Source organism: uncultured Stenotrophomonas sp. (assembly GCF_913778665.1).
Classification (GTDB): domain Bacteria; phylum Pseudomonadota; class Gammaproteobacteria; order Xanthomonadales; family Xanthomonadaceae; genus Stenotrophomonas.
In genome coordinates, this window is sequence record NZ_CAJYVQ010000002.1 from 301534 (window position 1) to 321710 (window position 20177).

A 20177-nucleotide genomic window follows, 5' to 3' on the forward strand; every position below is an offset into this window, starting at 1 on the left:
GCTCAAGTGTTCTGGTCTGCGGGCTGGACGAAACCAATCCGGTCAAGCGCGTGTTTCAGCGCATCGCGGTCGTTCCAGGTAGCGGCCGGCAACGCCAGCAGGGCGAGCAGTCGCGCTTTCACGATTGCGTGGGCTCGCGCAAACGCCCGAGCCTTGTCGGCGGTGCTGCCTTCGATCGCGGCCGGATCCGGCAGGCCCCAGTGCGTGCGCAGGAAATCGCCGAACACCACGGGGCAGGTCTCCGCCGCTGCGGCATCGCAGACGGTGATCACCAGGTGCATGGGCGCAGCGTTGGCGAATTCATCCCAGGACTTGCTGCGCAGTCCGGCGGTGGCGATGCCGTCGGACTGCAGCTGCGTGATCGCGAACGGATTGATCTGGCCAGTGGGTTGGCTGCCAGCACTGAACACCTCGAAACGGTGGCCGGCCCACGCCCGCAGGGTGGCTTCGGCAAGGACACTGCGCGCGGAATTACCAGTGCACAGGAACAGTACGCGTTGCTTGCTCACAGAACGGTCTCCGATCAGCAGGCACGGCGGGTGACGCCGGGAGTGCAGCCCGGTGCCGCAGAGCCGGCGCAGCAGTTGTGGGTGAGGTAGTCGATCAGGCCGGTCATGGCGCTGAAGTTGGCGCGGTAGCACACGTTGCGGCCCTGGTTCTCGCTTTCCACCAGGCCAGCCTGGAGCAGTTCCTTCAGGTGAAAACTCAGGGTGGCCGGTGGCACCTGCAGGAGCGAGGCGATGTCGCCGGCCATGCGCCCGGCGGGCCCGGCCTCGACCAGCAGGCGGAAGGCGGCCAGCCGGGTGGCATGGCCGAGCGCAGTCAGGGCGGCGATTGCATTCTTCGTTTCCATATTTCTAGAATAATCGAATGAACAATCCGATCTCAAGTACCCCGTTGCCGAACCTGATCGGCGCCGCGCTGCCCCCGCCTGATCGCGCCCTGCTGGCAACCGCGGACGACCAGCCGCCGCGGATTCTGTTGCTCTACGGCTCGCTTCGGCCGCAGTCGTTCAGTCGAAAGCTGGCCCTGGAGGCCGAACAACTGCTGCGCCACCTGGGCTGCGAGACGCGGGTGTTCGACCCGCATGGGCTGCCGATGCTCGACAGCAGCGACAAGCTGCACCCTGAAGTGCAGCGCCTGCGCGAATGGTCGCAATGGGCGGAGGGGCATGTGTGGGTCAGCCCGGAGCGGCACGGTACGGTCACCGGCGTGTTCAAGAACCAGATCGACTGGCTGCCGCTGGAAGACGGCAGCGTGCGCCCCACCCAGGGCAAGACGCTGGCGGTCATGCAGGTATGCGGCGGCTCGCAGTCCTTCAATACGGTCAATACCCTGCGCGTGCTGGGGCGCTGGATGCGCATGCTGGCCATCCCCAACCAGTCGTCGGTGGCCAAGGCCTGGCAGGAGTTCGATGACGACGGGAGGATGAGGCCATCACCGTTCTACGACCGTGTCGTGGACGTAATGGAGGAGCTGGTGAAATTCACCCTGCTCACGCGCGGTCGGTCGGACTATCTGGTCGATCGCTACAGCGAACGCAAGGGCGATCAGGAGGCAGCCGCGCTCGCCAGGGCGTCGGGCGCAGTGGTGGCGCGATGACCGGTGCCTGCGAGCGCCACCAGGCTGGTCCCGGACAGACTGAAAGCTGTCAGACTGGCCGCAGAGGGTTACGGCGCGGGGCGTAGAAGAAGGTGTGATCGTGCAAGGGGGGCGGCAATGCCATTTCTGAATGACCCGACAGAGGTCGCGGGCGAAGGCATCGGCGCGGCGCGTCGTATCGGCTGGATGCGCTTCGTCGGCAACGGGTTGGGCGCCGTTCCCATCATCTCGATCATGCTCGAGCGCCACGATGGCGCGCTGCCCTGGATCCTGCTGCTGCTCAATGCACTGGCGTGGCCGGCGCTGGCACTGCTGCTGACCCAGCGCTCGCGCCAGCCTGCCGTGGTCCAGTTCCGCTGCATGGTGGCTGACTCCTTGTTCGGCGGTGGCTGGATTGCTTTCATAGGCCTGAGCGCCGTGACCAGCGCGCTGTTCGCGGCGTTGCTGGTGGCCGACAAGATCGCCGCCGGTGGCGTACGACTGGCAGTGCGCGCAACCCTGGCGCTGCTGCTGGGGTTCGCGCTCACCTGGTGGGCGCTCGGGTTCCCGTATCAGCCGGTGTCCTCGCAGCGCACGATCGTGCTCAGCATGCCGTTCCTGTTCGTCTACGGCATCGGGCTGAGCATCCTCAGCTGGCAGCTGGCACGGCGGGTGAAAACGCAGAACCGCCAGTTGCAGCGCCTGAGCCGGATGGACCCGCTGGTCGACCTGGCCAACCGCGGTTTTCTGATCCTGCGCGCACAGCAGGCGCTGGACAAGGCGCAGGGCCATGGCGGCTTCGCCTGCCTGCTGATGCTCGATGTGGATGACTTCAAGCACATCAATGATTCGCACGGGCACCGCGCCGGCGACGAGGTGCTGCGGCAAATCGCCTCAACCCTGCGCACCTTCGCCCGGCCCGGCGATACACCGGCCCGCCTCGGCGGTGACGAGTTCGTGGTGCTGCTGCACGACTGTGCGCCAGTGGACGCGATGCATGTGGCCGAACGGGTGCGCCTGCACCTGCTCGAGGCTGCCCGCCAAGCCACACCGGGCATCGAGTTCAGCGTGAGCATCGGCATTGCCTCGACGCCGCGCGGTGGCAGCGTGGAAGACTGGCTGGCGCAGGCCGACCGCGCGCTGTACCACGCAAAGCGGCAGGGCAAGAACACCGCCAGCTACGGCGAGTGAATCTGCGTGGCTTCCCTGGAACAGGCCAGCAGCAGCGCGGTGATCGGCATGCCCCGTTCCAGTGCAACGCCGGTGGTGCCGGTGCAGCGCCTGGCCGAACTCGACTACCGCCTGGTGATCATCCCCTCGGATCTGCAACGGGCCGCGATCCGGGCCATGCAGCGCACCTTGCAGGAGATTGCGCTGACCGGTGACAGCGGGCGCATCGCTGATGAACTGGCCAGCTTTGGCGAACGTGAGGCGATCGTGCGTACGGCGCGGTACCTGGCATTGGACCGGGTCTGATGTGATCCGGGCACGGTGGGGGTCCGCTGCGCGATGGACCACCGCCGCTGTAATCAGGGCGCAACAGCCGTTCATCCAGCACGCGGAATCGTCGCCACCAATCCTCTACCATGGGCCACCCCGCCCGGACGTGCCCCCATGCAAGACGCCCTCGTTGCCCAGCCCAAGCCCCCCACTGCGAGGATCGCGGCCTGGTTGATGATGCTGCTGGGCATGTGGCTGGCGCTGAAACTGGGGCTGGTGGTGACCTTGTTGTCAGGCCTGCTGGTGTTCCAGCTGACCCACGTGCTGGCCTCCACCGTGGAAGGCAGGCTGCCGCCCGGACGTGCGCGGGCGGTCGCGGTCATCGTGCTGTCGGCGGTGATCATCAGTGCGCTGGTGATGGCCGGCATTGGCGTCGCCTCGTTCTTCCGCACCGAGACCGGTGGCCCGGATGCGCTGCTCGGGCACCTGATGGACATCCTCAACAGCTCGCGCCATCAGGTGCCGGCGCTGCTGCAGCCGTATATTCCCGAGGACATGCCGGCGCTGCGCGTGGCGCTGAACGACTGGGCGGCAGAGCACCAGCGCCAGCTGGGCGTGGCCGGCACCTCGGCGGTGCAGATTGGCGTACGGGTGCTGATCGGCATGGTGCTGGGCGCGATGATCGCGCTGTATGACGAACTGCCGCTGCCACAGATGGGACCGCTGGCGCAGGAGCTGATCGGCCGTACCAGCCGCCTGGCCACCGCGTTCCGCCAGGTGGTGTTCGCGCAGGTGAAGATCTCGCTGCTCAACACCGTGTTCACGGCGATCTTCCTGCTGGGCGTGCTGCCGCTGTTCGGCGTGCACCTGCCGTTGTCGAAGACGCTGGTGCTGATCACCTTCATCGCCGGCCTGCTGCCGGTGGTCGGCAACATCATCTCCAACACCATCATCACCATCGTCGCGCTGTCGGTCTCGTTCTACGTGGCGGTGGCCGCGCTGCTGTACCTGATCGTGATCCACAAGCTGGAATACTTCCTCAACGCGCGCATCGTTGGCGGCGAGATCCAGGCCCGTGCCTGGGAGCTGCTGCTGGCCATGCTGGTGATGGAGGCGGCCTTCGGCCTTCCCGGCCTGGTGGCGGCGCCGGTGTTCTACGCCTACGTGAAGCGCGAACTGGTGGACCAGCGCTGGATCTGAGCCCGGCCTGATCGCCCCGCAGTGGCGCCGGGCCATGCCCGGTGCGGGCGTGAAGGCGGCGCCATCACCACTGCACGCGCTGGTCACCGTGGACGGAAGACGCTTGCTCTACTTTTCCGCACGGATTACGCGCATGACCACACTGACCCTCCCCGAACTGGCGAAGAAGATGGCCGGCATCGATTTTGCGATGCTGCAGACCCACGCGGCCGGCGAGATCGACGGCCGGCCGATGAGCAACAACGGCGACGTGGACTACGACGGCGACAGCTGGTTCTTCGCGCTGGAAAGCGCCGACATGGTGCGGCAGATCGAGGCCGACCCGAAGGTTGCGCTGGGCTTCACCGGCAGCAAGTCGCTGCTGGGCAAGCCACCACTGTTCGTCCATGTCCGGGGCCGGGCAGAGATCATCCGTGAACGCGCGGTGCTGGCTGAACACTGGGTCGATGAGCTGGAACGCTGGTTCGAGCAGGGCGTGGATACGCCGGGACTGGTGCTGATCCACGTGCACGCACAGCGCATCCAGTATTGGGATGGCGAGGACCATGGCGAACTGACGGTCTGAATGCCTGCGCTGGCGCCGGGCCATGCCCGGCGCTTCAGCCCGCCGCAGGCAGGCCGTCTTCCACCCTGTCGGCCAGCTCCGGCGCCAGTGCATGTTCCACCCCACGCTGCAGCAGCGCCGGGGCGATGCAGTAGCGGTGTACGGCATCGATCATCGCCATGTACAGGCGGCCGAAGCGGTTGTGGGTTTGCACGCGCGAGCCCAGGCTGACCTGCACGCTGCCGTCGTCGCCGAGCTGCACGCGCACGCTGCTGCGGACGCGCAGGTGGCGGTCGTCGGCACCGAGCGGCACTTCGGCATTGCGGTCCTGCCCGTCGACGCGCGCGTCCAGCACCGGGAAACGGCCGGCGAACAAGCGGTTGCGGTCGGTGGACAGCAGCGACGACACCGGGCAGCCCAGCGGCGAGGTCCGCAGGCGCAACGGTGCGACCAGGCGATTGCGCAGGAAACCGTCCAGCATCTCGGCCAGCAGGCCCTGCGCGTCGGGACGGTCGCTGTGCACCGGGCAGTGCGGCGTGCTGCGTTCGACGAACCCGCGCAACGGCCGCAGGTTGATCCGCCGCAGCGGGCCCAGCAGTGAACGGGTCTGTGCACACGGCCGCACGCACAGGCTGGGCGGTGCGGCCTGCAGTGACCGTTGCAGCATGGGCGCGGTGGCCAGCATCGCCGCACTCGGCCAATGCGGCTCCGGCAGCACTTCGGTCAGGTTGGGGATGTCGGCACTGTCGGCCTGCACCTGCGCGCGGGTGCTCTCGCTCATGGCCCCGGCCAGTTCATTGCTGGGGCACGACAGCGCGAACAGGGCAGGGGGGGCGGCATGGCTGGAGGCGAACGGGTGCCAGGTGCCTCCACCGGAGCGCACGGCGAACAGGCAGTCCGGCGGAATGCGGATGCGCCGAAGCCTGCGCAGGAAGGCGGCCGGGTCGGTGGCCAGCTGCGCATCGGCACCGATGCCGAACTGGGCGATGAGGGTGATGTCGATGGGGCCGGCGCCGTCCTGTGCGGGCAGTTGGACACCTGGAAACGAACGGCTGCTGCGGGTCGAACCAGGCATCGTCGCGCTCCTTGTCAGCGGGCAGGGGACTTGATGCGCCCTGGTTGATGGCTGGCCTGCTGCTGCCCGTGCTGGCGGCAGCGCAGCCGACGCGTGCGATTCATCCACCGCGTCCGGATGTGATATATCGTTTATCGATAAATTCATCCCGGGCGGCGAGACCGCCCCACGCCGGAGGCCGCTTGACCGCTCGTCCCGCCCGCGCCGAACCCGCGCGAGGCCTGTTCACCCTGGCCCAGGCCGCCGTGCAGGCCGTACGGGCAATGTGCTGGCTGGGCATCCTGGCCGCGCTGCTGGCCGTTCCCCTCGTGGCCTACGATCGTCGCTGGCTGCTGGACAGCGTGCATGACGCGCACGCCGCGGCCGTCCACGGCAGCGATCTGTTCCTGCATTTCTGCATCGGCCTGGGCAGCATCGTCGCCCTGCTGGTGCTGTGCCTCGTGTTCCTGCGGCACCTGTCGCGCCTGCTGCGCTCGGCCGCAGGCGCTCGCCCGTTCACCCATGCCAATGCGAAGCGCCTGCAGCGCATGGCGTGGCTGATGCTGGCGATGGAAGTGCTGTCGATCATCATCGGCATGTACGCGTCCTGGATGGGCCCGGATTTCGCCTGGATGGAAGTCGGCGGCGGCATGTCCATCACTGGCCTGATCGCCGTGCTGATGCTGTTCGTGCTGGCGCGCGTGTTCGCCGCCGGTGCGGCCATGCGTGATGACCTCGACGGTGTCATCTGATGGCGATCGTCATCACGCTCGACCGCATCCTGCAGGAACGGGGCATGACCCTGTCCGAGCTGGCCGGGCGCATCGACATCACCTTGGCCAACCTGTCGATCCTGAAGACCGGCAAGGCGCGCGCCATCCGCTTTTCCACCCTCGATGCGATCTGCCGCGAGCTGCAGTGCACGCCGGGCGACCTGCTCGGGCATGACCCGACGCAGCCGCAGGATGGCGACTGAATGCGAGCTTTCTTTCCTTAACTACTGACGAAACGGAACTGAAATGGAATGGTTGGCTGACCCCTCGATATGGATGGGCCTTGCAACCCTGGTCGTGCTGGAGATCGTTCTCGGCATCGACAACCTGGTGTTCATCGCGATCCTGGCCGACAAGCTGCCACCGCACCAGCGCGACCGCGCGCGCGTGATCGGCCTGACCCTGGCGTTGCTGATGCGGCTGGTGCTGCTGGCGGCGCTGGCCTGGATCATGAAACTGACCGAGCCGCTGGTCACGTTGCTCGAACACAGCTTCTCCGGCCGTGACCTGATCCTGCTGGGCGGCGGCCTGTTCCTGCTGTTCAAGGGAACGATGGAACTGCACGAGCGGCTGGAAGGCCGCGAGCACCATGAAGACGGCAAGAAGGTCTATGCCAGCTTCGCGATGGTGGTGGCGCAGATCGTGGTGCTCGACGCGGTGTTCTCGCTGGACTCGGTGATCACCGCGGTCGGCATGGTCGACAACCTGGGCGTGATGTACGCCGCGGTGACCATCGCGATGGCGCTGATGCTGATGGCCAGCAAGCCGCTGACCCGCTTCGTCAACAAGCATCCCACGGTGGTGGTGCTGTGCCTGGGCTTCCTGCTGATGATCGGTTTCAGCCTGGTGGCCGAGGGCCTGGGCTACAAGATCCCGAAGGGCTATCTGTACGCGGCCATCGCATTCTCGATCCTGGTCGAAGCCTTCAACCAGTGGGTGCGCTTCAACCGCGAGCGCAACGAGCGCCGCCAGCCGTTCCGCCAGCGCACCGCCGATGCAGTGCTGCGCATGCTGGGGGCACGCCCGGCCAACGGCCACGATGACGACGGCGAGGACGCACACGCCGATGCCGAAGAACGGCTGCAGCCGGCCGAGCACGAGATGATCCGCAGCGTGCTGGGACTGGCCGACCGCCCGGTGTCGAGCGTGATGACCGTGCGCGCCGACGTGCAGTGGATCGATCTGGCGCGCGGCCAGGACGACGTGGTGGCACGCTTGGTGGCATCGCCGCATACACGTCTGCTGGTGGGCGAGGGCGACCTGGACAAGCTGCGCGGCGTGGTCCAGAGCCGTGACCTGTTGGCCGATCTGCTGCAGGGCAAACCGCTGCAACTGGAAGGCAACCTGCGCGAGCCGCAGTATGTGCTGTCCAGCGCCAGCGCACTGCAGGCGCTGGAACTGATCCGCCAGCACCCGGTGCCGCTGGCGGTGGCCGTGGACGAGTACGGCAGCGTGGAAGGCCTGGTCACCGCCAACGATCTGCTGGCGGCGATCGCCGGCGACCTGGTCGACACCCAGGACGAACGCTACGGCGTGGTGGCGCAGGGCGAGGGCCGCTGGGAGGCCGACGGTGCGCTGACCTTGGATGACCTGCAGCGGCTGGCCGGTATATCGCTGCCGCGCAGTGCCGACTACATGACCATCTCCGGCCTGGTGCTGGAGCAGTTGGGGCGCCTGCCCGACGTTGGTGACGCGGTGGAGATCGCGGATGTACGCATCACCGTGCTGGCGATGGAAAAGCGCCGCATCGCCCGCCTGCGGGTGGAACGGCTGGGCAATCTGTAGCGTCGAGCCCTGCTCGACGGCTTCCCGAGCAGCCGAGCATGGGCTCGGCTCTACACAACACGGCTGGCAGTCGTCACCATGGAGGGCCCGCTTTCTTTCCTGGATGGTCGCAGTGCTGAGTACGATCGGTTTGTTGATGGGCCTGTATGTGGCCTGGCGCCTGTTCTGGCCGCTGCGCATGCCCACCTGGCTGAAGGTCGTGCTGTCGCTGCTGCTGGTGGGCGTGGGCGTGCAGCTGCGCATCGTTGCCACCTTCTGGGGCACGATGGCCTCGCCCGAGATTCCGAAACTGGCCATCGCCACGCTGGCGACCGGCTCCACGGCGGTGTTGCTGTTGGCGTTGCTGATGCTGGCGCTGGATGTGGGCCTGCTCGCTTCGCGCCTGCTGCGCTGGCCACGTGCGGTAGCCGCACTGCGCACGCGGAGTCTGCGACCGGCGGCCGGCATGCTGGCCCTGCTGGTCAGTGGTTACGGCGTCAGCCAGGGCATGGCGGTTCCCAAGCCCCGGCAGATCGAGGTGAGCATCGCCGGGCTGCCTGCTGCATTTGACGGCTATCGCGTGCTGCAGTTGACCGACATCCACGCCAGTCGCCTGCTGACCGGCGACTGGGTGCGCAAGGTGGTGGAGGAGAGCAACGCACTGACGCCGGACCTGATTGTTATCACCGGCGATCTGATCGATGGCAGCGTCGAAGCCCGTCGCGATGACGCGCGCCCCTTGGCGGATCTGCATGCGCCGGACGGTGTCATCGCCATCACCGGCAACCACGAGTACTACGCGCAGTACCAGCACTGGATGCAGGCGTTCCGCGCGCTGCACATGCAGGTGCTGGAAAACAGCCACCTGCAGGTACGCCGCGGCGATGCCGCGCTGATCATCGCCGGGGTGACCGACCCGGTGGCGGCGCGCTATGGCCTGCCGCTGCCGGATCTCCAGGCTGCACTGGCCGGTGCCGATCCGTCCGCACCGGTGATCCTGCTCGATCATCGCCCACGCAATGCGCGTGAGGCCGCTGCGCGTGGTGTGAAGCTGCAGTTGTCCGGACATACCCACGGCGGGCAGATCATCGGCATGGACCAGCTGGTGAAGCGGGCCAATGGTGGCTATGTTTCCGGCCGCTACGACGTCGATGGCATGACCTTGTATGTCAGCAACGGTGCCGGTCTGTGGGCGGGCTTCCCGGCGCGGCTCGGCGTACCGTCCGAGATCACCCTGATCACGCTGCGCTCCGCCCCGTAGCACGAGGTGGAACAGATATGGCGCTGGCCCTGGCCCATCGGTGCGCGCCGATGGAACGGCCGATCCGCGCCATGCGCCGGGGTAGTCCCCATCGGATGTCCTTGCAGCCCCTGATCGGCGATCATCCATGCTTGATGCAGGAGTGAAAAGGAAGCACGCAATGCAGGCACGCCATCCTTCAATCGGGCACGCATGCCGTATCGCGCTGCTGATCAGCGCCGGGTTGCTGCTGGCCTGCCAGCGCTCGCCGGACGTACCGGCCGAACACACGCCTGCAGCCCCACCGGCGGTGATGCCGACCGCCAGCGTCGACCTCTCCCCGCTGTTGGATGCGCTGCCGACCTGTGCGCTGGACGGTTGGTACATCGACCTTCAGACCGATCGCCCGGCCCATCCCTGGCTGGCCGCGAACGCGCCGAAACCCTGCAGGGTGGACGAAGAGAACGAGATCGCCACGTTCTGCGTGCGGGGGCACTGGAAGGGATTACCGGTGGAGGAGGTGATCCTTCCGACGATGACGTTCGTTTCGTTCCGTGGGGCGAAGATCGGCCTGCGGCTGGAGAAGGCGCGCTCGATCGTCCGCGATCAGTTCGGACAGGATTTCCCGGGGGGTGCGGCCTACGAGGCGGGCCGCGAGGCGAAGCTGATGGCCGATCCCGAGGATGCGCAGCGTTCCTGGCTGCTGTGCAGCACGCCGGAACCGGGAGACAACCTGGGCATCCAGGCAGGCGTGAGCTATTCCGGCATGAACCTTCCCTACGACCACGACGGGTGCAGCTATCGCTACAGCCCGGTCGATTTCTGCGACGCGCAGCACGTGGCGCGCATCGAGGAAGCCCTCAGGAACGCGACACCCAACTTCGACAAGCACTACCTGCTGGTGCAGGTCGATGATCGCCCCGAGTTCTTCCAGCGCTCGGTGCTACTGGTCGACACCCGCACCGGACGCGCCACGCCATTGCCGATCGATGCCTTCACCGGGCCAGCGGAGAAGGGCGGAGACGCCATCCGCTATGGAACCCTGTACACAGGCGTGGACCAGCAGCAGTTCTGCCTGGATGGCGCGTTGCTTGTCTATCGCGCGCTTGAGGAGGGGCGGTTCTGCTTCGGCTTTGACGGTGAGCGGTTCACCGGACATGAAACCCAGTACATGCAGCCGATGGATGGCCGATGACCGGTACTTCACCCCGGTCATGCCACCCTGCCCGGCAGTTGCACCCACGGGAACGACGCTGTTGAAGGCGAACAGGCAATGACCTCAGCACGGCAGCGCTCGATGTGGGTGGCCGGCCTGTCCACGGTAGTGGAGTGGTACGACTTTACCCTGTACCTGTATTTCGCCACCGTGTTGTCGCGGGTGTTCTTCGGTGGCGGCGAGCAGGCGATGCTGGTCACGCTGGCGGGCTTCGCCGTCTCCTACCTGATGCGGCCGCTCGGCGCACTGTGCTTCGGCCATCTCGGTGATCGACTCGGCCGGCGCTGGATGCTGCTGGCCTCGATGGCGCTGATGGCCGCGGCGATGCTGGCCACCGCATTGCTGCCGACCGCGGCGACGGCAGGCACCACGGCCGGCGTGCTGCTTCTGGTCCTGCGCTGTGTGATGGCTTTTTCGGTGGGCGGCGAATACACCGGCGTGGTCGCTTACCTGCTGGAAAGCGCACCGGCCCGCCGTCGCGGCCTGGTCACTTCGCTGGCGTCGGCGGCCAGTGAGGTGGGTGCGCTGCTGGCGGTGGCGATTTCCGCGCTCACCGTCGCGCTGCTGCCGTCGCCGCAGCTGGACAGCTGGGGCTGGCGGATTCCGTTCTTCGTCGGCGCCGCACTGGCACTGGTGATCCTGGTCGCACGCTCGGGCATGCACGAGTCGCCGGAGTTCGAGCGCCAGCGCCGCGAGGGCAGCATCCCCGCTACGCCGCTGCGGCATGTTCTGCGCAACCATCCCGGCGCAGTGGCGCGCACCTTCGCGATCTCCGCACTTGGTTCGATCACCTACTACGTGGGCATCACCTATGTACCGGCGTTCCTGCACGCGCGGGGGCACGATGAAGGCGATGCGCTGTGGTTGTCGACGATCGCGGCGGTGGCGGTCATTGCGATTACGCCGCTATGCGGACTGCTATCCGATCGCTTCGGGCGGCGGCCGATGCTGCTGGGCCTGACCGTGCTGGCGGCGCTGCTGCCGCTGTCGCTGTTCGCGTGGATGGCGCAGGCCTCCGCATGGGGCATCGCGCTGGCGGCGGTGCTGCTGGCCTGCGTGGCGGGTGGTGTGAGCGCGGTCGCGGCCCCGGCCACGGCCGAACAGTTCCCGGGCGAGGGCCGGGTGAGCGGGCTGGCACTGGGGGTGACCATGGCCACGGCGGTATTCGGCGGCGCGACACCGTGGCTGGCGCAATGGTGGGTGGAACGCAGCGGCTGGGCGGCGGCGCCGGGCGCGATGATCGCGCTGGTGGCGGTGCTGGTGCTGCCGGTGCTGTGGACCCTGCCCGAGACGGTCCCGGGCAGGGGCAAGCGCTAGGCGATCAGACTGCCAGGGTCTGCTCGATGTCGGCCAGGACGGCCGGGGCATCCACGCCGATGGCGATCGACTGCAGCACGTGGCCATCCCACACGCTGGGGCCGAAGGCCAGGCCGTCCGGCTTGGGAATGGTCATGCCGCGGGCCACACCGTCGGTGGCCACGCGCACGCTGGCGCGCTCGAACTGGAACAGCTCCGGGCGGGTCAGGGCGATGCAGGCGCAGCAGTCGTGCACGACCATGCCCTTGTGCCCGGCCTGCAGGTAGAAGTCCACATAGTCCTGCGAGAGAGCGCGCACCAGTTCGGCGTCGGCACCGCCGATGGCAGCCAGCGTGTCCAGGCCATCACGGTCCATCTCCACGCGGGTGGTGACGTCCAGGCCGATGGCGGTGACCGGCCACTGCGCGGTGAACACGATGTCGGCCGCTTCGGCGTCGCCCCAGATGTTGGCCTCGGCGGCCGGGGTAATGTTGCCGTTGACGTGGAAGGCGCCTCCCATGAGGACCACGCCGCGCACCAGGCCGGCGATGTCCGGCGCCTGCTGCAGGGCCAGTGCCAGGTTGGTCATGCGGCCCACGGCGACCAGGGTCACTTCGCCCGGATGGGCGCGGACCAGGTCGATGATCAGCTGCGCGGCCGAGCGCCCATCAGCGGCCACGTCCAGATCGGCCGGCACCGGGTGGTTGCCCAGGCCGTTGTGGCCGTGGATGTGCACCGGCCAGGCCTCCGGGGTGGCTTCCGGCTGCAGCGGGCCGGCGGCGCCGCGCGCGACCGGTGCGGCAAAGCCCCAGGCCTGCTTCAGGTACAGCGCGTTGTGGGTGGTCGAATCCACCGAGGCATTGCCGAAGGTGGTGGTGACGCCGATCAGGTCGATCTGCGGGTGCTTGTGCAGGTACAGCAGCGCCAGGGCGTCGTCGACGCCCGGGTCGGTATCGAAAATGACTTTCAGCATGTTGTTGTTCTTCTTCTTCCGTGTGGTGCAGGGGGGCTGGCGGGCCCCAAGGGTCCGGGCCAGCGCGCCCTACATTGTCCCATCTTCATGACAGGCAGGGCCAATGCGGGGACGCCGGGCCATAATGGCCCCACGTCCAGGCACGGAGCTGCCGCATGCTGATCCTCGCCCTTCTGCTGGTCCTGCTGGTGCTGAGCCTGAACGTGGTGGCCACCGTGGTGATCATCAGGCGCGACGGGCTTTCGGCGGGTGGCCGGGCGGTGCAGCTGCTGCTGGTCTGGTTGCTGCCGCTGGTGGGCGCGATCCTGTGCGTGGCGGTGGCCACCGCCGATGGCTCGAGCAGCCGCGGGGAGGGGGGCACAAGCTACGACAGCTCCGGAGGGTATTCCGGCGACAGCCACAGCCATCACAGCTACAGCAGCTTCGATTGTGGAAGCGACGGCGGCAGCAGTGACGGTGGCGGCAGCTGCAGCGATTGAGATTTCTGTAGAGTCGAGCCATGCTCGACTGCGCTTCGCTCCAACGCCGCGGTGCCTGATCGAAAGGCAGTCCAGCATGGCTCGACTCTACAAGGTGCCGGGCGCAGCCCGGCAATCCTGCCTGCCTCAGAACTTCCAGCGCAGGCTGGCCGACACGAAGCGCGGCTCGCCGTAGTTGTTGTAGTCCAGGTTCGCCCAGTAGCTCTTGTCCAGCGCGTTGCGCACGCTCAGCGTCGCGGTCCAGTTGTCGCTGATGCGGTAGTTGGCGTTGAACTGCACCAGCGAGTACGCCGGCTGGCTCACCGTGACCGTCCCACCCAGCGGATAGGCGATGTTGTAGCCCTGCACCTTGCTCTGCCACTGCACGCCGCCGCCGATGCTGAGGCGCTCCAGCGCGCCGCGCAGCTGCAGCTGGGTATTGAGCTGCAGCAGGTCTTCGGGCGGGTTGGCGTACAGCAGGTCGGTGGCGGCACGGGTGACCTTGACGTGGGTGTAACCGGCGTTGATCGTCCAGCCCGGCATGATCTCGCCGTTGACGTCCACTTCCCAGCCGCGCGCCTTGGTGCCGTTGATGCCGATATAGGCCGAGCTGCCATCGCTCAACGTGCCTTCCGGCACGCTCATGTCACGTACCGCGTAGTTGTCCTGCTTGGCCTCGAACACGGCGGCATTGGCGGTCAGGCGGCCATCGAACCACTGCGTCTTGACGCCCGCCTCCAGGTTGGAGCCCTGCACCGGCGCCAGCAGGTTGTCATTGCGGTCGCGGTAGTTCTGCGGATTGAAGATCTCGGTATAGCTGGCGTAGGCCGACACATTCGGGGTGATGTCATAGACCAGGCCTACATACGGAGTGACTTCGTCGCTGACCTTGTAGGCGCCGCTGGTGCCGGTATAGGCGCCGGCCGCGTTGTAGGAGCGGCTCAGGGTCTGCCAGCGGCTCAGGCGCGCACCGGCAATCAGCGAGAGCGGATCGGCCAGGTGCAGGCGGGTCGCCAGGTAGACGCCACTCTGCGTGGTCCTGGCCACGCGGCGCGCGCCGGTGCGGGTGTAGGTCACCTCGGAGATATCGCCATCCCAGCTGAAGACGTTGGGAATGTAGTAGCAGCGCTCGCGACCGCAGGTGGCCCAATCGCGCGGGTAGTTCAGCGCCAGCGTATTGGTGGTGCCTTCAAGGTCCGACCACTGCGCACCGACCGTCAGGTCATGGTCGCGGCCGAACAGCGGGAACGTGCCGGTCAGGTAGGCGTCGACGTTGCGGCGGGTGTCCTTGGAATCTCCGGCGGCGGCGCGCAGGTAGATGCCCGAGCCGCTCACCGGGTCCGGGTTGCCGGTGCCGTACAGGCGTACGTTCTGCACGTTGCCACGAGTGTAGGCGGTGTTGATCTTCAGCAGCCAGTCGTCGCCGAAGCGCTGTTCCAGGTTGGCGAACGCGGTATTGCTCTCGCGCTTCCAGTAGCTCCACTTCGGCGACAGGTTGGTCGAGCGCGCCAGATGCGCGAAGTTGCCCTGGTTGTCGAAGAATGCCACGGTGCCCCAGGTGGAGCCGGTCGGGTTGTTGTCCTGACTCTGGTAACCGAGGGTGATCGTGGTGCTGTCGGTGACGTCGCCTTCCAGCACCGCCATGCCGGCCATCTTGTTCTCGTCGTAGCGGTCGTAGTACAGGCCACGATCGGTATAGGCGGCGACCACGCGGCTGCGGAAGCGGCCGTCATCGGTCAGCGGCGCGGTCACGTCCGCTTCCATGCGGCGATAGTCCCAGCTGCCCGCGCTGACCGCGAACGAGGCATCGAATTCCTTGCCCGGACGCTTGCGCAGCAGGTTCACCGTGGCCGACGGCACGCCGGCGCCACTGAGCAGGCCGTTGGCGCCGCGGATCACTTCGATGCGGTCGTAGAAGGCAGTGTCGTACTCCTGGTTGGTTGAACCGCTGTAGGTCGGGATGCCGTCGACCTGGAAGTCGGTGATGGCGAAGCCGCGCGCGTAGTACAGCGGGCGCTGGGTGTCATAGAAGGACACGCTGACGCCGGTGACGGTGCGCAGCACATCGTTGATGCTGAACAGGGATTCGTCCTGCAGGCGCTTCAGGCTGATCGCGGTGGCGGACTGCGGGGTTTCCTGCAGGGTGATCGGCAGGCGCGTGGTGCTCGACGGCGGTGCGGACTGTTCGGCGCGAACGCTGACCCGGTCCAGGGTCTTGGCATCGGTGGCGCCATCGGCCGCAGCGAATGCACCGGGTGCGGCCAGCAGGGACAGCGACGAGAGCAGGGCAGCCGGCAGCAGCGCGCGGCGGGGCAAGCGGTTACGCAGGGTCAGGGACATGAGGGGCTCGAGGCTCGGAAGCGGGGAAGGGCGGCAACAGTCGTCCAGCACCCGGGGCGGCGGCTTCGGGCACATCAGGTCCATCTGGATGGGGCGCAGTCACCGCGCAGGATCTAAATGTAAATAATTCTTAACAACATTACAATTCTCGCTATGGGCAATCGGCCCTACGGCACGGAGCGGTCCCCAAACGCGAACGGCCACCCGTAGGTGGCCGTCCGTCTGCATCGCAAGGAACGCGCAGGCTTACAGCGCCTGCAGTTCCTCGTTGGCGTTGCGCTTCTCCTTGGCCGGCGCCGGAATCACGGCGGGAGCCGGCGCTGCCGCATTGGCGTCCACCGGCACTTCCAGGTACGGCAGGTGCAGGGTCTGGCTGGTCAGCGTGCGGATCTCGTTGGTCAGCGCGGCGCTGTCGTTGAGCTTGCGCCCGTACGACGGCACGATCTCGCGCAGGCGCGCTTCCCAGCCGGCCTTCATCTGGTCGGGGAAGGCCTTGGCCATCAGGTCCAGCATGATCGGCGGCGAGGTCGACGCGCCCGGCGAAGCGCCGAGCAGGGCGGCGAGAGTGTGGTCCTTGTCGGTCACGATCTCGGTACCGAACTGCAGCACCGCGCCCTTCAGCGGATCACGCTTGATGATCTGCACGCGCTGGCCGGCGGTCACCAGCTTCCAGTCGCCCGGCTTGGCGTTGGGGAAGTACTTGACCAGCTCGGCCTGGCGATCGGCATCGTTCAGGCGCGCCTGGCCCATCAGGTACTGCACCAGGTCCAGGTTGTCCTTGCCTACTTCCAGCATCGGGCCGACGTTGTTGTGGGTGACCGAGGAGTACAGGTCCCACCACGAGCCGTGCTTGAGGAACTTGGTGCTGTACAGCGCGAACGGCCCGAACAGGACCACCGGCTTGCCGTCCAGCTTGCGCGCATCCAGGTGCGGTACCGACATCGGCGGCGACCCGGTTTCGGCCATGCCATAGGCCTTCACGCCGTGGCGCGAGGTCACGTCCTGGCCCTGGAAGGCCAGGAATTGACCGCCGACCGGGAAGCCGGCGTAATCCTTCGACTCCGGAATGCCCGACATCTGCAGCAGCTTCAGCGCGGCGCCACCGGCACCGATGAACACGAAGCGGGCGTGGGTGGTGGACTCGGTGCCGGCCTTGAGATCCTTCACCGTCACGTTCCAGCTCTTGTCGGCGTTCTGTCGCAGCGCGCTCACTTCGTGGTTCAGGTGCAGGCTGAAGTTCGGGCTGCGTTGCAGCCCGGTGGTCAGCTGGCGGGTGATCACGCCGAAGTTGACGTCGGTACCGAGCGGCATCCAGGTCGCGGCAACCTTCTGCTTCGGGTCACGGCCTTCCATCAGCAGCGGGGCCCACTGCCTGATCTGCGCCGGATCTTCCGAGTACTGCATGCCGTAGAACAGCGGGTTCTTCACCAGGGCCTGCTGGCGCTTGTGCAGGTAGGCGATGTTGTCATCGCCCCAGACGAAGCTCATGTGCGGGGTCGGGTTGATGAAGTCGCTGGGCTGGCTCAGCCGGCCTTCCTTGACCTGGTGCGACCAGAACTGGCGCGAGACCTCGAACGATTCGGCGATGCCGACCGCGCGCTTGGTCTCGATGCTGCCGTCGGGCAGTTCCGGGGTGTAGTTCAGTTCGGCGAACGCCGAGTGGCCGGTGCCGGCATTGTTCCAGCCGTCGGAGCTTTCACCGGCGACGCTGTCGAGGCGTTCGTAGACCTGGATGTTCCAGTCCGGCTGCAGTTCCTGCAGGTAGGTCGCCAGGGTGATGCTCATGATGCCGGCGCCGACCAGCACAACGTCGACGGGCTTGTCGTTGCTGGCGGCGGGCACCGAGCGCTGGGTCAGCGGCCAGTACAGGAACAGCGCGGCGGCCAGCAACAGCAGCACGAGCAGGGCGAGCAGAGCCTTGCCAAATTTCTTCATGGGGGCGGGATCGTTGGCGGAGGGGAGGAGTTGAGGATGCGCATGGAGCAGGGAAAGGGCGTGAAGAAACAACGCCTTGCAGCATCCTGGCGATGATTCTAATCGGAATCGGCCCTGCTTTTGTGCAATGCATCATCCTGTTGCCGGAGCTGTCCGGGTAAACTGCCGGGCTGTTCACGCACAGGTACACGGCCACGGAGGGGCCGGATGACGATGTCACGGATGCTGATCGTGGTAGGTGACGCCCTGCAGACGGGCGGTTCGGTACTGACAGGTTCCCCGCACACCGACATCGAAGGCCGCGCCGTGGCACGCGTCGGCGACCGGGTGATCTGCGCCCGCCACGGGCCGGGTTCCATCGTGTCCGGTGACAGCACTCTGGTCATCGACGGCCAGCCGGTTGCACGCGATGGCGACAAGGCCAGTTGTGGCTGCGCACTGATGGCCGGCAAGCAGGCGCGGGCGCACGTGGTGGGTGGCGGTGGCGGTGGTGGTGGTGGCGCGGCCTTGGCCGCGGTGGCATCGGCGGCCAAGGCCCTGCTGAAGAAGCCGCAGCTGCAGACACCGGGCTTCGCGCCACCGGGCACCCAGGCGCCGCAGTGTTGGGTGAAGGATCATTCCACCCACGTGTCGCAGTCGCCGGACGGACGCTATTTCGAGGCCCATGCGCCCGATGGCACGCAATACGAGTACGAGCTGCACGCCAGCTTCCGCATCGACGTGCCGCTCAAGAGCGGGGGCGACATCGTGGTCACCAGCCGCTTCCGGGTAACCACCCATGGGCGCGTCAGTGCCGCTCAGGTGGCCGAGGCGAAACGGCGCCTGCGCGACGGAATCAACCGGCACTGGAACAACCAGTTCACCATCACCGTGGCCGATCCCCAGTGTGGCACGCGGTCCTTCCCCGTGCGTTATGACATCGATTTTGTCGACAGCGGGCAGGACTACTCGGTGCTGCTGCACGATGTCTACGAACGCGAGATGGTCAGCGGCAGCGTCATCCATGCGTCGGTGGACACCACGCCGTGGACCTACGCACATGAATATGGGCACTGCCTGGGTCTGCCGGACGAGTACGATGATGCGGCCGTGGAAAACGATGCCATCGTGAAGTTCTTCCTCCCCAGCGGTGCGCTGGATACCGAAGAGGTGCATGCGCCGGAATTCCGCGAGGACACCGACCCGCTGGCGACCATCATGTCCAGCGTGGACTGCAGCGTGACGCGGCCGCGCCACTGTTACAACATTGGACGCGAGGTACAGGAACTGCTGACCCGCGAGATCGCCAGGGAGATCACATGCACCGTCTCATGATGCCGCTCGCCCTCGTGCTTGCCGCCATGCCATTCACCGCATCCAGCCAGGAAACGCCCGCCATGATCGAACTCCACGTGCGCTGCATCGACAACGCCGCCTGCCACTTCCTCGGCGAGGACATCCGCGTGGAACTGGAGCTGCACAATGCCGGCAGCGCGGACGTGCAGGTGCCGGCTGAGTTCTACCGTCGGCGCGGCCCCAGCGTGAAGCTGGTGGACCGTCATTCCGGCAAGGAAACGTCGCTGGCCATCAACCCGCCCGATGCGCGCCTGCTGAAGTCGCCGCAGACGCTGCGGCCGGGGCAGTCCTTCCGTTTCCCATGGCGCATCCTGCCGTCGGAGATCAGCCGTTTCGCCCTGCGCCCGATCGACGTGTCGGCGGTGTTCAGCATCAACCTGACACCCGGTGTACGCGGCGGTCAGGCCCGCATCGTCAGCAGCGAACTGCACATCACCGACCCGGCCGGCAGCCCGCCGCGCTGAGTCGGCCGCCGGCGTTCTCCAGGCACGTTGCTTCGACCAACCGGCCAGCGGGTATCAAGGCAGCTGCAGTATTTCATCGCCGGCGTCATCGAGCTCGCCGGTGGGTCGCCAGCCCAGCCGGCGGTAGAAGCCGTGCGAGCGCGAGCGCGGATCGGCCGAACAGGCCAGGAACAGGCGCTGGTGCCCGGCATCGCGGGCCCGGCTGACCACTTCCTGCAGCAGCTGACGGCCGATGCCGCGGCCTTCGTAGTCCGGCAAAAGGGCCAGCACCAGCACCTCGCCGCTGTCGCGGTCGGCGAAGCAGTAGCCCACCATGCGTTCGCCCTCCCAGGCGACGCGGCCGATCGAAGCGCCCTCGGCGATGCCCGCGGCCCAGCTTTCAGGGGTGATGCCCAGCTCCGCCAGCTGCGCGGCATCGAAGGCGTTCTCGCGGGTACGCCCGCGCAAGTCGATGCACGCAGCGGCATCCTCGGGGCGGGCAGCGCGCACGGCTATGGGCATGCCGGACATCCTTGTAAAGATCGGCCCACCAGTATCCTCATCGGGCATGGAACCGGTGTGGAG

Annotated in this window: 21 protein-coding genes; 14 read left to right on the plus strand and 7 right to left on the minus strand. The window is 67.0% G+C overall.

Annotated features, from left to right (window positions below; translation table 11 throughout):
- Positions 1-2 precede the first annotated feature (2 nt).
- Positions 3-509: an arsenate reductase ArsC gene (locus tag QZ853_RS02270; protein ID WP_295570400.1), complete on the minus strand. Its 507-nt coding sequence runs from the start codon at positions 507-509 to the stop codon at positions 3-5.
- 14 nt (positions 510-523) lie between these two features.
- Positions 524-853 (minus strand): metalloregulator ArsR/SmtB family transcription factor, encoded by a 330-nt coding sequence (locus tag QZ853_RS02275; protein ID WP_295570401.1) that lies wholly within the window; start codon positions 851-853, stop codon positions 524-526.
- Positions 854-870: 17 nt separating this feature from the next.
- On the opposite strand from QZ853_RS02275, the gene arsH reads away from it, so the two are divergent.
- The 5 genes from arsH (at position 871) to QZ853_RS02300 (ending at position 4786) form a co-directional block, all read left to right on the plus strand.
- Positions 871-1602 carry an arsenical resistance protein ArsH gene (arsH, locus tag QZ853_RS02280; protein ID WP_295570402.1) on the plus strand — a complete coding sequence of 244 codons (732 nt, stop codon included), beginning with the start codon at positions 871-873 and terminating at the stop codon, positions 1600-1602.
- A gap of 117 nt (positions 1603-1719) precedes the next feature.
- On the plus strand, positions 1720-2772 hold the full coding sequence (locus QZ853_RS02285; protein ID WP_295570403.1) for a sensor domain-containing diguanylate cyclase: 1053 nt from the start codon (positions 1720-1722) through the stop codon (positions 2770-2772).
- 6 nt (positions 2773-2778) lie between these two features.
- Positions 2779-3057: a hypothetical protein gene (locus QZ853_RS02290; RefSeq protein WP_295570405.1), complete on the plus strand. Its 279-nt coding sequence runs from the start codon at positions 2779-2781 to the stop codon at positions 3055-3057.
- 138 nt (positions 3058-3195) lie between these two features.
- Complete coding sequence (locus QZ853_RS02295) at positions 3196-4221, plus strand: AI-2E family transporter (protein ID WP_295570406.1); 1026 nt, start codon at positions 3196-3198, stop codon at positions 4219-4221.
- A gap of 133 nt (positions 4222-4354) precedes the next feature.
- Complete coding sequence (locus QZ853_RS02300) at positions 4355-4786, plus strand: pyridoxamine 5'-phosphate oxidase family protein (protein WP_295570408.1); 432 nt, start codon at positions 4355-4357, stop codon at positions 4784-4786.
- Between the two features lie 34 nt (positions 4787-4820).
- On the opposite strand, the gene QZ853_RS02305 is transcribed toward QZ853_RS02300, so the two are convergent.
- Entirely contained in the window at positions 4821-5840 is a 1020-nt protein-coding gene (locus tag QZ853_RS02305; protein ID WP_295570409.1) for a DUF2867 domain-containing protein, read from the minus strand.
- Positions 5841-6103: 263 nt separating this feature from the next.
- On the opposite strand from QZ853_RS02305, the gene QZ853_RS02310 reads away from it, so the two are divergent.
- From QZ853_RS02310 to QZ853_RS02335, 6 genes are all read left to right on the plus strand, one after another.
- Complete coding sequence (locus QZ853_RS02310; protein ID WP_295571125.1) at positions 6104-6571, plus strand: DUF2975 domain-containing protein; 468 nt, start codon at positions 6104-6106, stop codon at positions 6569-6571.
- A complete protein-coding gene (locus QZ853_RS02315) occupies positions 6571-6795 on the plus strand; it encodes a helix-turn-helix transcriptional regulator (protein ID WP_295570410.1) in 225 nt (74 codons plus the stop codon). Before QZ853_RS02310 ends, QZ853_RS02315 begins: the two co-directional genes overlap by 1 nt.
- Positions 6796-6838: 43 nt before the next feature.
- Complete coding sequence (locus tag QZ853_RS02320) at positions 6839-8377, plus strand: TerC family protein (RefSeq protein ID WP_295570412.1); 1539 nt, start codon at positions 6839-6841, stop codon at positions 8375-8377.
- 103 nt (positions 8378-8480) lie between these two features.
- Complete coding sequence (locus QZ853_RS02325) at positions 8481-9617, plus strand: metallophosphoesterase (protein WP_295570414.1); 1137 nt, start codon at positions 8481-8483, stop codon at positions 9615-9617.
- A gap of 160 nt (positions 9618-9777) precedes the next feature.
- Positions 9778-10791, plus strand: coding sequence for a hypothetical protein (locus QZ853_RS02330; protein WP_295570416.1), 1014 nt, complete (start codon positions 9778-9780; stop codon positions 10789-10791).
- Positions 10792-10869: 78 nt separating this feature from the next.
- On the plus strand, positions 10870-12129 hold the full coding sequence (locus QZ853_RS02335) for an MFS transporter (protein WP_295570418.1): 1260 nt from the start codon (positions 10870-10872) through the stop codon (positions 12127-12129).
- 4 nt (positions 12130-12133) lie between these two features.
- Here QZ853_RS02335 and QZ853_RS02340 read toward each other — a convergent pair whose 3' ends face one another.
- A complete protein-coding gene (locus QZ853_RS02340) occupies positions 12134-13081 on the minus strand; it encodes a nucleoside hydrolase (RefSeq protein ID WP_295570420.1) in 948 nt (315 codons plus the stop codon).
- Positions 13082-13236: 155 nt separating this feature from the next.
- Between QZ853_RS02340 and QZ853_RS02345 the strand changes: the two genes are divergently transcribed.
- Positions 13237-13560: a hypothetical protein gene (locus tag QZ853_RS02345; protein ID WP_295570422.1), complete on the plus strand. Its 324-nt coding sequence runs from the start codon at positions 13237-13239 to the stop codon at positions 13558-13560.
- A gap of 126 nt (positions 13561-13686) precedes the next feature.
- Here the strand turns inward: QZ853_RS02345 and QZ853_RS02350 are convergent, their stop codons facing one another.
- Entirely contained in the window at positions 13687-15879 is a 2193-nt protein-coding gene (locus QZ853_RS02350; protein ID WP_295570424.1) for a TonB-dependent siderophore receptor, read from the minus strand.
- Positions 15880-16125: 246 nt separating this feature from the next.
- Complete coding sequence (gene mqo / locus QZ853_RS02355; protein WP_295570426.1) at positions 16126-17814, minus strand: malate dehydrogenase (quinone); 1689 nt, start codon at positions 17812-17814, stop codon at positions 16126-16128.
- Positions 17815-18021: 207 nt separating this feature from the next.
- Here mqo and QZ853_RS02360 point away from each other — a divergent pair, with 207 nt between their 5' ends.
- Positions 18022-19128: a PAAR domain-containing protein gene (locus QZ853_RS02360; RefSeq protein WP_295570428.1), complete on the plus strand. Its 1107-nt coding sequence runs from the start codon at positions 18022-18024 to the stop codon at positions 19126-19128.
- Positions 19129-19190: 62 nt separating this feature from the next.
- Positions 19191-19613, plus strand: coding sequence for a hypothetical protein (locus QZ853_RS02365; RefSeq protein WP_295570429.1), 423 nt, complete (start codon positions 19191-19193; stop codon positions 19611-19613).
- A gap of 54 nt (positions 19614-19667) precedes the next feature.
- Here the strand turns inward: QZ853_RS02365 and QZ853_RS02370 are convergent, their stop codons facing one another.
- Complete coding sequence (locus QZ853_RS02370) at positions 19668-20114, minus strand: GNAT family N-acetyltransferase (protein WP_295570430.1); 447 nt, start codon at positions 20112-20114, stop codon at positions 19668-19670.
- Between the last annotated feature and the right edge of the window lie 63 nt (positions 20115-20177).